The following is a 14172-nucleotide window of genomic DNA, read 5'->3' as shown; positions in this document are numbered from 1 at the left end:
TGCTATACGCTCCTGAAATGGAAATGGGGAAACCCGTAAATAGGTGATTTCAGGAGCGTATGAGGCAGTCTACAGGCTACGCTTGACCCACAACACTTCCAGATAATCCCCAGAAGCTATTCGTATAATTATCGAAGACGCTTTAGCGGCATACAATCCCTGATCTTGGTTGATTTATACGATTTTTCCCACAAATGTTCGTCGTTTGAGTCTGAGCCGAATTGCTTTGTGCGGTTTTTCCTACAAACGTTCGCCGTTTAAGCCTGGTTCGAGCTGCGTTGTACGAATTTCCGACTAAACTTCCCTGCGTAAGCTCATGTGTGCAAATAGATCCGTCGTAAAAGTTTAATATCCGATAAATTGGAAACGTTGTGGGGCATAATTAGGTCTCCGGGAAGTACATCCCCCTTTTTTGTCAATCGATTATCTAAAACAATTCCGCTTATGAGACAGCCCCCCCCCCCCCCCGCTTATGACAGCCCCTACTTTTTTGCGTAGCGGCCTAGTATTATTTAACGCTCTCCATTCTGGAAAGACAAAAATCTTCCCAATTATCTCTTGTGTGCTGTGAATGCGAGTTGGCCGGAATTATTATTTTTTCCGTTGGCAAGTAGAAATAATTTTTTTGGGGATGCTTTTGCAAGCCTGAAATTTTCTTCAAATCTCTTTGCAATGCGCGATAAAAAGATTGGATTTGTTTGTTAGGATTCTTTGATATCATCCGCATCTGTATAAGTTCTCGACTTTTATCGGTTTCTCTACCGCCATTCACTTCAATAGAATCGGAACTAGCTACATGGAAAAAATATCCAAACTCATTCAATCGCTTGATATCTTGAATCGGGTAGCAGGAAAAGAAAAAGGAATTATATGCAGTATCGTCAAAATAACTGGCGAACAATTCGATTTCTTTGCTTTCAAAAGCTGAATATTGACGTTCACCCTGTGCGTCAACGAATATTTCTGCATATAGTTTAACTTCATGACTCAACATTGTTTTATGGCTCTCCGTAAGAAAGTCCATAACAGGCATTGAAATATTAAAATAGATAGCCATACAATCCTCCTCCTTATTTATAGTATAAATTACAGCAAGTTAGGCTGCCTGTCATTTCTATATTTGAAAGGGGCCGACCGATTCATGCATCGGTACGGCCCCTATTCACTCCTAATATTTCATATACATATCATCGGCACGGAAGTTAAGACTTGGATTATAGAAATAGAACTGGTAGCGCAAGATCCTGGTACTAGACAGAAGGCTGCCCGATTTATCAAAGGTGGTCCAATTGGGGCCTACAGACAACAGATGTTGATCCTGTTTCAACACGTTATGATTGAGATCCATTTGATAGACGCTCAAGAGTATGGAATCCGCGCCTCCCACGGCCATAAATTTCCCGCCGAATTGGACCGTGCCTGCAGTCCCTCCGAGGATCGTCACATCTTGATAGACACTGTTAGCCCCTGTACATGAACCGCCACAATTAAATTCCATGTATTGCGTTCCATCCCAAGAATTGTTCGGCGCTCGATAGACGACCATGTTCGTACTGTTCACTACTTTAGTCCAATTGGATGCATCTGCTGTCCATAGATCGCTGTTCTTTAACAGATTTTTGCTCTTCTCCAAGCGATACCAATATACCCCTTCATAGTTCGGATCCGCCGATCTCCGACCGTATGACAAATAGATGAAATTGTTGGTCGGATCCTTGAACATCCCCATATAGGCCGCAGGGCAATAGCTTTGACCTCCGGTCTCCGCCTTGCTAGAGTATACGATCGGATTACCGGCCGGGAACGGAGTCCAACTGGTACTCGTAAGCGAGGTGCTCCGATAAAGCCCGAAATTCCAGTTTTGGTTCGGCATACATGACAGATTAATATCGGCAGCTTCGACCAAATTGTAATAATAACTGCCCTCCTGCAGGATGACACCTTTCCCGCCGCCGATCGACACGCCGCCGTCCCAGTTTTCGCGCCAGCTCTGGGAATCCAGGCGATCGAAAATGGCATCGTTAGCCACCCCTTGGCTCGCGTCTCCGGCGATCCAAGTCTGAAAATCTATCGTCTTGGCGATCCCTTGGTAGCCGTTAACGCCATCATAGCCATGGAAGGCCACCCAATAATAGGTGCCGTCATACTTAAAGATATTGTAGGTCCCTTCACCATCGACTTTACCGGGACCGCCGGCTAAGGTCGAACAATCATCGGTTGAGACATTACAGATGGAGTTCCAAAGCTCTCCCGGATCAATTGTTGGATTTCCGCCAGTCGGCTGGATGGTGAAAGAACCCATCGGGTCGGAACCGGACCGCTCGAGTTCGCATCCTCTTGAGGTTACGCCATCCCAACATTGGAACAGATAGTGCCACTTGTTCTCGGTTGGATTGTACCAAGCGTCTCCGTCGGTCGCATAACACGAATACGCCGTTCCGGCAGTTGGAGCGATAATCGTGACCGGCGCGGACCACGTGGCGCCTTTGTCAGTCGACTTCCTTACCTGAGTGCCCAGTCCGTCATTATTCGGGCAGCCTGCGTTATAGGTTTTTATAAGTATGCGATTGAAGTAATACCAGGCGCCGTCCGGCATGACCTCGGTGTGATTGCCATAGGAATAGTTTTCTTGTCCCGTACTCGTGAAGGTATCCTTTTTGAGATAGACCCAACTGGCATTTCCATTCCAATAATCATCCAAAGTTCCAGGAGTCCCTTCCCCAACCGCAGCTTGCGCGGTGCTCGGAAATGGGGGCACATTAAGAATGAATCCGCAAAATGCCAGTGAAAAGATCATGACGGTCAACACGATACGTTTCATGCTGGACACCATCCCTTATTTATTATTGAAGATTATTTTTGGCTATATATTCGTCCAACTGCTTCTGAGCTTCGGCCAATACCTTCTGTATGCCGGCTTTGTTCAACTGATCGAGAAGCTTCTGATAATCGGCGTCGGATTGCAGAACTCCTGTAAAAACCGGCATGGCAAGCTCTTGTACGACTTTCTGGATCTGGGCATTTTCCGTCTTTACCGGGTCCGCATTAAACGAAAAGTTCATGAGCGGATTATTTTCGATTTTTGCCGTCTTCCAGAACTGCAATGCGTCAGAAAATTCCACCGGATCTGTTGTAAGCGCCCTTTGATACTTCATATTATAAATAAACCAAGGCGTCGGGTTGTAAGGACGGTTCGCCAGATCGGTACCTTCAGGCAACTCGATCAGGTCCCCTTTGAGCGTGTAGTGCTTCTCTTTAATTCCGTACATAAACAGATCGTAATTCTCCTGGCTCTTCAGAAGCCAGTTCAGGAACATCATTGCCCGTTCCGGATGCGCGCTGGTCGCGGAAATCGCGGAATAATTGTTGGTCGGTGCAGTGTTTGTCAACGGCTGATCCTTCTTATACATGACCATTTCCAGCTTTGCACCCGGGATGTTCTTTTCCAACTGCGGCACCATATTCGACATGCTAAACAAATCGCCTGGCACAGCGCCGGCTTTACCGGAAGTAAAATTCGTTTGATCGTTCTTCTCCATCAGAATGTCCTTGGCGAACCACCCGTTCGAATAGGCTTTCCTTCCCCAATTCATCATTTCCTTGAACCCGTCGGTTTCAAAATTGTTGACGACCTTGTACGGCTTAGTGTTAATATCGATCGTATAAGGATGCTGGGTGTCGGAACCCCAGCTAAACCACATTTTCCCATCATATACTTCCCGCGCGATGGCGGAACCGAAACGTCCTTGATTCGCAACTAATGGGGTCATTCCCGGCTCATTGTTTTTGACAGCATCCAGGTACTGTTCGAACTGATTGAGCGTGGTGATTTCCGGCAGCCCGTATTTTTCTCTCAGATCCTTACGAATGATGACGACGTTGCCAATCTCCGCTCGCGGATAAACCGCGGGTACCCCGTAGATTTTGCCGTCAATGGACAACCCGTCGAAATCGGCCTGGGGAATTACTTTTTTCAGATCCTGTCCGTACTTGTCCAGCAGCTCGTTCAGCGGTATCGCCTGTTTACGAGAAGCCGCGGAAGACAAATTCCCGAAAAAGTCGAGGTAAATGTCGATTGGTGTCCCGCCTGCCGCCATCACTTTAATTTTCTCCTGGTAGTCGGCCCACGGGATATATTGCACCTTCAGATTGATATTCAGCTCCTGCTCCGACCGTTTGTTGATTTCGGCAAGCACCTCATTCTGCTCCGGCGGCTGATCGCCGGCCAAAACCAAGGTTAAATCCACTTTGTCCAGCTTGGGGGCTTCAGATGTTCCGGCTGTGCCGGAAGCTACCGAAGAAGTCGGCGCATTCTGCTCATTATTTGTTCCGCAGCCCGCTGCGACCATGACCGCCAAACAGCCCATTACGAGCAACTTGACCCATTTTGACACCCTGTTCATTTAGAATCGCTCCTCTACTTTATTTATCGCTTAACCGGCTGCTGCCGGATGAAGCCTAGCCTTTTACAGACCCCAAAATCAAGCCTTTGATAAAAAATTTCTGTATAAACGGATATACGAAAATGATCGGTCCGACCGTCAGCACACAGGTAGCCATCTTAATGCCTTCCGCCGGAAGCTGCCCAACGTTGGTTACCATGCTATCGGAGGATGTCGCGTACAGCACAGTGGATAAGATTTGTCTCAATAGAAATTGCAGCGGATACAACTCTTTGTTATTAATGAGCATGAGCGCGTTCCACCAATCATTCCAGTAACCAAGCATGTAAAACAACGTGATCGTGGCCAGACCTGGCAGCGCTAACGGGATGACGATCTGGAAAAAAGTTCTCAAATCGCCTGCACCGTCAATCGTTGCGGATTCCATGATCGCATCCGGAATCGCTCTGAAATAATTCCGGATCAGAAAGACGTTCCATGCATTGACCAGCAGCGGGACAAACAGCGCCAGGATGTTGTCGACCAGCCCCAGTTTGCTTACAATGATGTACCACGGCACGATTCCGCCATTAAAAAGCATCGTAAAGTAAACAAATAAGGCGATTCTGTTGCGGTATTTCAAGTGTTTGCGCGAGATGGCGTAAGCCAGCAGGCAAGTCACAAGAACGGACAGCAGCGTCCCCAGCAACGTAATCGTTATCGATATTTTGTAGGCTTGGAGAAACGTTGATCCGTTCATGAATAGCGTGCGATATGCCTCTAAGGACCCCTTGTCGGGAAACAACTGATAGCCGTTAAGGGAAATGCTTTTTTCATCGGTGAGGGATACCGTGACAACCAAATAGAAAGGAATAAATGCAGCCAGGGACAGCAGGGTCAAAACGAAATAATTGAAGAGCCTGAAAAGTTTATAGCTTGCGCTAAGCTGCAAGATTCTCCCCTCCTTAATAAAGCGCCATGTCTTTGTCGTATTTCTTGACAAGGAGATTGGAAGCGGAGACCAGCACAAAACCAAGCACCGCTTGATACAGGCCGACTGCCGTGGCCATTCCGAACTCCCCCGATACTCGCATGGCTCTGAACACATAGGTATCGATCACATCCGTGACGGGCAGCAGCATACCATTGTCTCCCACCAGCGAATAAATCATTTGGAAGTCCCCATAGAATATTCTGCCGATGCTTAGCAGCAGCATGATAACAATCGTCGGTAAAATGCCGGGAAGCGTCACATACAGAATGTTCTGGAATCTGTTCGTCCCGTCGATTTTCGCAGCTTCGTACAATTCGCTGTCAATCCCTACTATCGCGGCAAGATAGACGACAACATAAAATCCGGTTGATTTCCACAAATAAGCCAGCACCAGGATCAACCGCCATTTGTCCGTTTCATTAAACCAAGCCACCGTCGGCAAGTTCATGATCTCCAACAGGGAATTCAAGGTGCCATTATCCGAAAGCAGATTATAAACGAAAGCGCTTACAATGATCCAGGATAGAAAATAAGGAAAGAATAAGGCGGACTGAAACCATTTCTTCGCTGCTGCGCTCCCGATCTCGTTTAACAGGATCGCGATCGTCACTTGGACGACAAGACCGATTCCGATGAACAAGCCGTTTAAGAATAGAGTGTTGAAAGTAGTCTGTGCGGCATAAATCGATTTGAAATAAAATTCGAAGTTCTTCCACCCGATCCAAGGGCTGCCGAGAATGCCGTCTTGGATATTGTAACTTTTGAAAGCGATTAACAATCCATACATGGGAACATAGTTAAAAATTAAAAAGAAAGCAATTCCCGGCACCGTCATTAAATAAAGCATTTTGTTTTTCAAAATTTCCCTTAAAAACCCATCTCGCCTTCTCTTTCGATTCGTAACATAGGCCATAACGGCCATCCCCTCCTTCTCGCCCTGACACGACTTATCGTAATCGAGGTACGGTTTCGGGGTAAACCCAAATGATTGATGATTCTTTCTATTTTTCAGGAAAAAGCCCTTATGATTTTTTCGGATTTTATCATTTTTTTGTCTTAATGCTCCGTTTTCCGCTGCTCCGAGCGATATTGATTCGGCGTCATGCCTGTATGCTTTTTAAAAATGGTCGTAAAGTAGGCCGGGTTGTTATAGCCGACACTGGCTGAAATTTCAACGATGGGATGAGAGGTAGTCACAAGCAGCCGTTTACTCGTCTGCATCCTTAACTCCGTAATATATTCGTTAACCGTCTTACCTACGCTTTCGCTGAAGATTTTGCCGAAATATCCGGGAGAAAGGCTTGCTCTTTCCGCAAGCTGCTCAATGCCGATATCGCTTTTGCGATAATTTTCGGAGATATAGTCTAAAATATCTTGAACCGTGGACGTTTTTCGATTTAACCTCCTGCTCTCGAGCAACCGAATGATCTTCTCGCACAATGTGATGAACCAGGTTTGCAATTCCGCCAACGTGTCCGCCTGGTTCAATTCGCGATAGATGTTGTTGAACTCGAGTTCCTCGAAATCCGCATCGAAACCCGTCTCCACGGACTTCAGCAAATCCAGCGAGAGTTGGTTGAAAATAAGCAGGATATAATGCTGAGGATATCCCCTCATCCCTTCCATGATCCCGTCCAATTCCCTTTTGAACTGCTCCATGTTCGACAGCATGCATCCTTCGATCAGCCGCTTCTTGCGCTTATCGAGGGAAGTGAAATCCATTGTCCGTTTGCGCTCGATGATGTCGTTGTGCAGAACGGAATTTGGGCCATGCGCGAACCGGTAGGGCAAGAGCTCCAGACAGTTACTGTAGGATAAGTAGGCGTCCTCCAGGCTGCTTACGGATTGTCCAATCAACACGGACACCGAAATGCCCAAAGTCAGCTGGATGTTTTGTTGAATATTCGTCACTGCGCTTTGCGCATCGGTGTAGTATGCCGTTTTATCCCCCACGTCCACAAGGACGGTATACATTTCCTCATCGAAATCGACCGGCTCAAAAGCAAAGTATGGCGTCAGAAGCTTATGTACGATGAGCTCGACGGAGGTTTTGATTTCGTTCTGCTTCTGTCTGTCGTGGATTTTGATAAACCGGGAATAATCGTCCAGGCAAAAGGTAATCACGGAAACGCTTTCATAAAAAGAATGAATCTGAAATAGGCTGGTTTTATCCTGTATATCCTTCTCCATTTCGATATGTCCGGACAATAGGCGCTTCAAATAGTCCCTTTTCAAAATGGCATTGCTGTCTTTGACCGAAAGCGCCAAATGATCCGCATGCTCTAAAACATTCGTGAACGCGTCGGAAATATACCTGACGTCGTCCGATTGCGCGCGATCCGCACCTGGCAATTTGCGCGAAAAGAGTTGGTTGTCGATCGTCTGAATCAGTTTCCCGAACGGCAAATAGATGTTCCGGGCCGCCAGCAACGACAAAACGATGCCTACGCAAAGAATCGCTGCGCAGAAAATTGAGATTGTAAGCAGAAGGCTCCGCTGTTTCTCGAACAGCATGCTGTACGACGAGATGTTGACGAATGTCCAGGGAAGCGATTCCGAGCGATAGTAAGATACGACCGCCTTGCTCCCGTCGATATGTCTAACTTGATAGCCCCAATCGGCGTTCGAGGACAGGATGTCGGAGATAGAGCTGTCTCCCCCTCTATTTTTACCGAAGTCCCGGAGGTTAGAGTCGCTGACGACCAGACCGTCACCTTCGAGGATTGCCGTGTAGGAGTCTCCGTCTTTCACCGCCGACTTCATGCCGTTCTGTACATCTTCCGATTTCAGATTGATGACTAGCGCACCGTCTGCCGGAAGCTTGGTCGAGCCTTCGTCGGAATGGATTCTTTGATTTACACGATCTGTAAAGATGACTGAAATGATTTTCTCTTCCCCGCGCTCTCCGTCGGGCTCGTAAACGGATACAGAACGAGGAATAAACCGGAAGGTTTGCCCCGTATTCATTTCAGTGAGCTCCTTTACCATGCCGGGGTCTTCGTATAAGGGCGTATTATGGGATAAATCGTATTGGATATCACCCGTTTTGGCATTATACAGATAGATGGAATGGATGATCGGATTGGAATTGACAATATTGGCGATCTTCAGCGAGGTCGTATATTTCTTAAGTTCCGGTACTTCACTGCTATAGATGACGTCCATTACCTCCGAGTCGCGCAGCGTCTGCAGCCCCAGGGAGAAAATATACTCCCTGATGAAGCTCATATGCTCCGCCGTCTGACGCAAATTCTCCCGCTGGTTCAACTGAATTTCTTCCAGACTGCTTCGGGAAAATTGAATGTACAGCACACTGGACAGAAGTGTGATGGATATTAATACGATGGCCAAATAAGAAATAAAAATTTTTGAAAATGTCCTGTTTAAACGGATTTTTCCTAATCCCGCAAATCTATTCAAACGATCTCCCCCTAGCGTAGAATTCCGATTTCTCCCATATTACTGTTTTTAACGCAAGTATACATGTTGTTTTAAAATCACTCAATTCCCCATTATGCTATCTGAGGAGTGATATAGATTTTTCATATAAGCCCAACATCGCATATACCGCTTGCCTCTACTTCGGGAATCGGTATGCAGCGCTCTAGTAAATCTCTTTAATGGGTTGAAGCTGCGTATGGCAATAGGTAAAATAAGAGCGTTCATATCAGTGATATAAGGGGCTAACAAACGATGGTTCATACAGGTTTACATGAAGCAGCCAACACTGCGATCATTCCAACGCCTGAACTGGAGGATAACCATTACGACTGGCGCGCGCGCCACGAGAGGATTTTATCCGTCAAGCATCAAGTCGATCCGGAAATCGTGCTCATTGGCGATTCTATCACGCATTTCTGGGAAGGAGATTTCGAAACGGGGACCATTCACGGGTCGAAGGAAGCTTGGAACTCCTTATTTGCGCCCTACCGGGTACTGAACCTCGGATTCGGTTGGGATCGAACGCAAAATGTACTTTGGCGGCTCGATCACGGCGAATTGGAGGGTCTTAATCCAAAGATTGTCGTAATCCTGATTGGAACAAACAACACGGGCGAAACCAATAACGCACGGGCGAACGACCCCGATGAAATTGCCGAAGGTCTGAACGCCATCTGCGACCGTATAAATGTCTATGCGCCGCAAGCGACGATTGTCATCATGGCCCTGCTCCCACGCGAAGAAAGTTCAGTTCATCCGCGCCGAAAACTGATCGAAGAGATCAACAGGCGTTATGCTCAATTAGCCAATGATCGGGAGTACAACTTTGTGGATATTGGACCAAGTTTACTTGAAACAGACGGGACACTCTCAGAGCGTATTGCCTTCGACTTCTGTCATCTGACGGAGCGGGGCTATCAGATATGGGCGGATGCGCTTCGGCCGCTGCTTCATTTGCACTTGGGGCGCAAGTAAGAACTTCAGGATTGACAGGGACTAACAATGAGCAGCAGCGGGAGCTGCTGCCCCGCCCCCGCTCCCGTTGCTGCTCCTGCTACTGGCTCGAACAGTTAAAAGCTACCCTCTATTCGATTGTGAAGAAAATACCATCCTCGCCACTGTCAATATCGAGTTTAATATCATTTACAATCCATTCATCGCTCTTCTCAACGAAAAAACGGTAACCGCCAAGAGGCACAATAATTGCGGGATCTACCGGCTCAGCACTCGCATTAATACCGACTGAAAAAGGGTTGTTTCCTCCTCCGGCATACTTTGCATAGATCCGTACGTATTGCCCATTTTGCAAGCCCCATTCTTCTTTGAAGGTACGAATCGCTTCGCCTGTTACCAGAAATGACATGATCATTTCTCCCTCCTCTATCTTCTCGGATCAAAGCTTATTTATGGTAAAACAATCTATTTTTTTCGATATACGCATGCTCCGATGCCGGAATGTCGTCTTCGTAATAAATTGCGCCAACAGGACAAACCGCCTCACAGGCTCCGCAAGAAATACAGATTTCCGGATCTATAAAATACATATGTTCGCCGTCAACCGACGTACCTTCCGTTATACAATCAACAGGGCAAACGAGAGTGCATTCCCCTGCCGTCTCTTCAATACAAGCAGATGTAATGATATAAGCCATTATTCGTACTCCTATCGTATAAAATAAAAATCGCTGCTAATTCATCTGTTGCGAGAGTTAATCAGCACTTTTGCGCTTTTCCTCTGTATGTTGCCGTCCGGAAACTCGCGCCACAGCCGCAACTTGCTTTAACGTTAGGATTGTCCATTGTGAATCCTCCTGTCATCCCTTGGACCAAGTAGTCGATCTTCAGGCCCTCGAGAAACTCAATGCTCCTCGAATCGACAAGTACTTTAACTTCTCTTATTTCTAAATACAAATCATCTTCTGTTTGGATATCGTCAAGTTTTAAATCATACGACAAACCGCTGCACCCTCCATCAACGACACCTACTCGCAGGAATAAGTTATCATCGTTCTGGGCCAGCATTTCTTTAATTTGCTTGGAAGCAAACTCGCTAATATCTATCAATTTTCCCACCTCGACTCATTTTATTAGTCTTTCACTTTTTATACAATGTAGTTTACAATGTATACTAAAGAATATAGACCGAGTTCTTCGTTTAAGTCAATGTTACTTATCAAATAAATGAAAAAGCAGCCGATCGTTGCGATCAGCTGCTTCGGCTTTTCTATCCAATCAGTAAGTTTCGACTACATGAGCGGTAAGTTGCCGATTGGCGAAGTCGAAGACGAATTCCACGACTTCGTTATCCCGTTCTACTGTCAACATCGACTTTGTCGAAGACCCGCTTCGAGGGTAACTGTCGATCGAAAACGTCTGAGACAACGTTCCATAAGGAGCTACGGCATAATCGAACGTGCCTCGGAACGGAAATACGAACGTACGCCTATAAAGACCGTTCCCCGCATAGTACATGCGCGTTGTCTCGCTGTTGGAATCGTTATTGATCGCACCCACCTGGTGCTGGAAGCTGCCGTAAAGGATAACGCGGGCCGGAAGCTTGACGCCGGTCTCCGGATCAAAGTCGTTTGCCGCGCCAAAGGATGCATTTGGGAGCGGGTTGCTTGCTCGGCCTCGGAGATTATGCTCCGCCTGCCACAGCCGCTTGATCGTCTCTTCCTGACCGAATCCGAGCGGACAGCCGTCGCTTGCCTGATTGGCTTGATAAACGTCGGATACCGCTTCGCCTTCGCCGCTTGTCGGCATCGGGATTTGGCAGTTGCCTAATGTTCTGCGGATCGGCATTTGCAAATAAGCATGGAGGTTGTTCACGGCCGTCCATTTGAAGGCATAGTCCAAAAATTGATCGCGGCTCTCCGAATCCTGCGAGGCAAACCACGCAATTTGATCGTAGCCCCACCACTCCTTCCAGGCTCGGCGCTCATACGGAATGCCGTCGTTTTCGCCGAAGAACTTACCTCCCCAATTATCGAGCTCCATCAACATCGGCAAAGTATCGCAGGTCCAGCCGCTTGGCGTTACGCCGCCTTCGCTGAATCCCTCTTGCACCAGTGCGAGCTTCTCTCCTGTCCGATCCAAGATCGGCATCCGCGAATAAGGCATGGAATGAAAGTCGAACAAAAGCGTGCCGTTAATATTCACCCCGTGCGTATGCGCATCAAGCAGCACGATGCCTCGTCTGGCATGGTTTCTGGCGTAATCCCTGATCTTCCGGAACAAAGCGGCCGTTTTCTTAAACCCGTTGTCTTCAGCGGTATATAAATGAACTTGTCCCATATGGATCGCTTCATACCCGGCATCGATATAACGCACCGCCCTGTAGTAGAACCATAGCTGCGTCTCCAGCTTATTCAAGTTCGGAATGCCGCCGTCCCCATCCCATACGAACCCCTGCGGCTTCGAATCAAACAGCATGTCCGCATAACGGAACGTACGCCGTTCGACCGGCAATTGAAACGCCTCGAAAACCCAATCCGGGATTTCAATGTTTTCCACGCCGCTGTAAACGGCTTCAAAAATGCAAGTCTGCAACATAATGTCCGGGTCGACCTCATGCACGCGTTCCGCAAGCGTCCGCGAGTTTCGGAAATGAGCGTCGTCATCCGGTTCCAGCAGCCACACGCCCGAGGCGCGGCCGAGAAACTTGGCGCCAATGTTGCCTATCATTCTCAAATCGTCATCCAACGTCGTGCTGTTGACCAGATCCGCGGCCGTAACCGCTCGCGAAAGGTAGCTTTCCAGCGTGTCGCGACTAATCGTTCCATTAAACATAATCTGGGTCATAAGTACCTCCAACATCGTGATTTGTCTCTGGGGAAAGTTGTCCACGATCCGTCTGGTATCGATTCCATATAGACGGATATTACTACTATACCATCACTTTTATCAAATGAGAGCTATTTTTTCGGGAAAATAAAAACCCGATGCAGCCTCAAATTGGTGCTGCGCTTTGGACAATCATCCAATCTTGTCCCATGCTCGCGACGTATACTGTCGTATTCACGTTCTGGAGGTGCCGCTATGCTTCAATTAAACGGAATTGTCGGCGGGAAGAATCCGATTAAGTTATTGCCCGGACAAAGAATCGAAATACAAACGATCGTCATTGATGTGCCTAACCGAAAAAAGCTCGTGTTGAAAAGCCTGAATTTCCTACTGTCTAACGATGCATTTATTTTCAAGGTGGAGGCGTTGCCCTCAACCGGAACGTTTACCGTTCGCGGAGGTGCCGGAGATTTGCAACCGAACAAAGTGCTTTTCAACAACCGGACCGGAGACGGGGTCCGGATCTTCCTAAACATTGCCGTCATCAACAGCGCGCGAAATACACGTACTCTGGACCGCACTTCCAGTTGGCTGCTGAAGCTTGCGCGCGTCTGAAGACATTCGAATGATTCGGGGCGCAATACACTAGCACAAATCTTTCTCATAGGAAACGAGTAAGTTGCTGTCTGCGTCGGAAAATATCGTCCCGCATTCCTCGCACTGCTCGTCAGCTGGAAACGGGGCGTTGATCGGCAGTTCCCATACGCTCATGTTTCTGCAACTCGGACAGTAGATCGTGAAGAGCGCTTTCGTCTTTTTAGCTTGCAAGGAAAGGAACGGTCCGAACTCGCATGCGGTTTTCCGAAGCGGCTTGGCTTGCTCGACCGTCGTCAACACCACATAGTAAGCATCGTTGCCGCAATCCAGCAGGCTGATCGTGTAGCCGTGCTTTTTAAGCCGCTTGTCGAAAAAACGGAGCAAATAGGGAACATGATCGCCGCGTTCCAAATCTTCGTTCTCTGCGGCGGCATATGCCCGTTGTTCTTCCAGTTGCAGCGTGATATCCCCTTTGGCGAGTGCGGCGGCACGCGTTTGCAAAAACCGGCTGATCTGGTGCTGCTCCTCTTCGCCGGACCAATCGATCTGCAGCAACAGACCGTTTCGGATTAGCGTTTGCAACTGCTCCTCCGCTGCTTGAGACGCCGGATCGGTTATAGGCATTTGACGCTGCATTGTCTCCAGTTCGTCTGCCGTCATGATGAGCGGCAACGTTTGGACAAACTTCATTTGTTTCATATGTCGATTATCTCCTCATTTCAAAATGGCACCTGGGAGCGGCAACAAAGCCGATTATCTTGCGGTCAAACAGGAGATGAATTGCTTCCCCCTTCCAAACAAACGTTCCCGCACCCTATGTTACTACATGACGAAACCCGCTTCTATCCTTCCAATCGACTAATTTGGTCCTAGGTACCCATTTGAATGTAACCTTTAAATCAAAGAGAGTGTCCCTTCGTCATGACGTGACATTGAGACACTCTCTGTATCGTAAACCTCAGCTAACTTATTTTA

13 protein-coding genes are annotated in these 14172 nt (G+C 47.6%); 2 read left to right on the top strand and 11 right to left on the bottom strand.

The window, feature by feature from the left end:
* Positions 1 to 508 precede the first annotated feature (508 nt).
* The 6 genes from DFP98_RS20650 to DFP98_RS20625 form a co-directional block, all read right to left on the bottom strand.
* Positions 509 to 1057: a hypothetical protein gene (locus DFP98_RS20650; protein ID WP_116062504.1), complete on the bottom strand. Its 549-nt coding sequence runs from the start codon at positions 1055 to 1057 to the stop codon at positions 509 to 511.
* Positions 1058 to 1168: 111 nt separating this feature from the next.
* Positions 1169 to 2821 carry a hypothetical protein gene (locus DFP98_RS20645; protein WP_116062503.1) on the bottom strand — a complete coding sequence of 551 codons (1653 nt, stop codon included), beginning with the start codon at positions 2819 to 2821 and terminating at the stop codon, positions 1169 to 1171.
* A 22-nt stretch (positions 2822 to 2843) separates the two neighbouring features.
* Positions 2844 to 4403 carry an extracellular solute-binding protein gene (locus DFP98_RS20640; protein ID WP_116062502.1) on the bottom strand — a complete coding sequence of 520 codons (1560 nt, stop codon included), beginning with the start codon at positions 4401 to 4403 and terminating at the stop codon, positions 2844 to 2846.
* A gap of 55 nt (positions 4404 to 4458) precedes the next feature.
* A complete protein-coding gene (locus DFP98_RS20635) occupies positions 4459 to 5334 on the bottom strand; it encodes a carbohydrate ABC transporter permease (protein ID WP_116062501.1) in 876 nt (291 codons plus the stop codon).
* 13 nt (positions 5335 to 5347) lie between these two features.
* Positions 5348 to 6289, bottom strand: coding sequence for an ABC transporter permease (locus DFP98_RS20630; RefSeq protein WP_116062500.1), 942 nt, complete (start codon positions 6287 to 6289; stop codon positions 5348 to 5350).
* A gap of 143 nt (positions 6290 to 6432) precedes the next feature.
* A complete protein-coding gene (locus DFP98_RS20625) occupies positions 6433 to 8796 on the bottom strand; it encodes an AraC family transcriptional regulator (protein WP_116062499.1) in 2364 nt (787 codons plus the stop codon).
* 273 nt (positions 8797 to 9069) lie between these two features.
* Between DFP98_RS20625 and DFP98_RS20620 the strand changes: the two genes are divergently transcribed.
* Positions 9070 to 9792, top strand: a complete 723-nt coding sequence (locus tag DFP98_RS20620) for a GDSL-type esterase/lipase family protein (RefSeq protein ID WP_116062498.1) — start codon at positions 9070 to 9072, stop codon at positions 9790 to 9792.
* 109 nt (positions 9793 to 9901) lie between these two features.
* On the opposite strand, the gene DFP98_RS20615 is transcribed toward DFP98_RS20620, so the two are convergent.
* The 4 genes from DFP98_RS20615 to DFP98_RS20600 all read right to left on the bottom strand — a co-directional run bounded on the left by DFP98_RS20615 (position 9902) and on the right by DFP98_RS20600 (position 12618).
* Positions 9902 to 10180, bottom strand: coding sequence for a HesB/YadR/YfhF family protein (locus DFP98_RS20615; protein WP_147310247.1), 279 nt, complete (start codon positions 10178 to 10180; stop codon positions 9902 to 9904).
* A gap of 37 nt (positions 10181 to 10217) precedes the next feature.
* Entirely contained in the window at positions 10218 to 10469 is a 252-nt protein-coding gene (locus tag DFP98_RS20610) for a 4Fe-4S dicluster domain-containing protein (RefSeq protein ID WP_116062496.1), read from the bottom strand.
* 61 nt (positions 10470 to 10530) lie between these two features.
* On the bottom strand, positions 10531 to 10890 hold the full coding sequence (locus tag DFP98_RS20605; protein ID WP_342772501.1) for a HesB/IscA family protein: 360 nt from the start codon (positions 10888 to 10890) through the stop codon (positions 10531 to 10533).
* Positions 10891 to 11049: 159 nt separating this feature from the next.
* The gene (locus DFP98_RS20600; RefSeq protein WP_116062494.1) at positions 11050 to 12618 is read right to left on the bottom strand and encodes a hypothetical protein; all 1569 of its coding nucleotides are present in this window, start codon (positions 12616 to 12618) and stop codon (positions 11050 to 11052) included.
* A 237-nt stretch (positions 12619 to 12855) separates the two neighbouring features.
* On the opposite strand from DFP98_RS20600, the gene DFP98_RS20595 reads away from it, so the two are divergent.
* Positions 12856 to 13215 carry a hypothetical protein gene (locus tag DFP98_RS20595; protein WP_116062493.1) on the top strand — a complete coding sequence of 120 codons (360 nt, stop codon included), beginning with the start codon at positions 12856 to 12858 and terminating at the stop codon, positions 13213 to 13215.
* A 30-nt stretch (positions 13216 to 13245) separates the two neighbouring features.
* Here DFP98_RS20595 and DFP98_RS20590 read toward each other — a convergent pair whose 3' ends face one another.
* Positions 13246 to 13896: a DUF6630 family protein gene (locus tag DFP98_RS20590; protein ID WP_116062492.1), complete on the bottom strand. Its 651-nt coding sequence runs from the start codon at positions 13894 to 13896 to the stop codon at positions 13246 to 13248.
* Positions 13897 to 14172 lie beyond the last annotated feature (276 nt).

The organism is Cohnella phaseoli, assembly GCF_003386235.1.
Classification (GTDB): Bacteria; Bacillota; Bacilli; order Paenibacillales; family Paenibacillaceae; genus Cohnella; species Cohnella phaseoli.
The sequence above is the reverse complement of the archived record's forward strand: the minus strand, read 5'-3'. Positions and strand labels throughout refer to the sequence as shown.

Bases quoted from the DNA above. Each gene is read 5' to 3' on its own strand.
- DFP98_RS20600 (WP_116062494.1), bottom strand. From the start codon at position 12,618: ATGACCCAGATTATGTTTAATGGAACGATTAGTCGCGACACGCTGGAA.
- DFP98_RS20630 (WP_116062500.1), bottom strand. From the start codon at position 6,289: ATGGCCTATGTTACGAATCGAAAGAGAAGGCGAGATGGGTTTTTAAGG.
- DFP98_RS20640 (WP_116062502.1), bottom strand. From the start codon at position 4,403: ATGAACAGGGTGTCAAAATGGGTCAAGTTGCTCGTAATGGGCTGTTTG.
- DFP98_RS20650 (WP_116062504.1), bottom strand. From the start codon at position 1,057: ATGGCTATCTATTTTAATATTTCAATGCCTGTTATGGACTTTCTTACG.
- DFP98_RS20595 (WP_116062493.1), top strand. From the start codon at position 12,856: ATGCTTCAATTAAACGGAATTGTCGGCGGGAAGAATCCGATTAAGTTA.
- DFP98_RS20590 (WP_116062492.1), bottom strand. From the start codon at position 13,896: ATGAAACAAATGAAGTTTGTCCAAACGTTGCCGCTCATCATGACGGCA.
- DFP98_RS20645 (WP_116062503.1), bottom strand. From the start codon at position 2,821: ATGAAACGTATCGTGTTGACCGTCATGATCTTTTCACTGGCATTTTGC.
- DFP98_RS20610 (WP_116062496.1), bottom strand. From the start codon at position 10,469: ATGGCTTATATCATTACATCTGCTTGTATTGAAGAGACGGCAGGGGAA.
- DFP98_RS20620 (WP_116062498.1), top strand. From the start codon at position 9,070: ATGGTTCATACAGGTTTACATGAAGCAGCCAACACTGCGATCATTCCA.
- DFP98_RS20615 (WP_147310247.1), bottom strand. From the start codon at position 10,180: ATGTCATTTCTGGTAACAGGCGAAGCGATTCGTACCTTCAAAGAAGAA.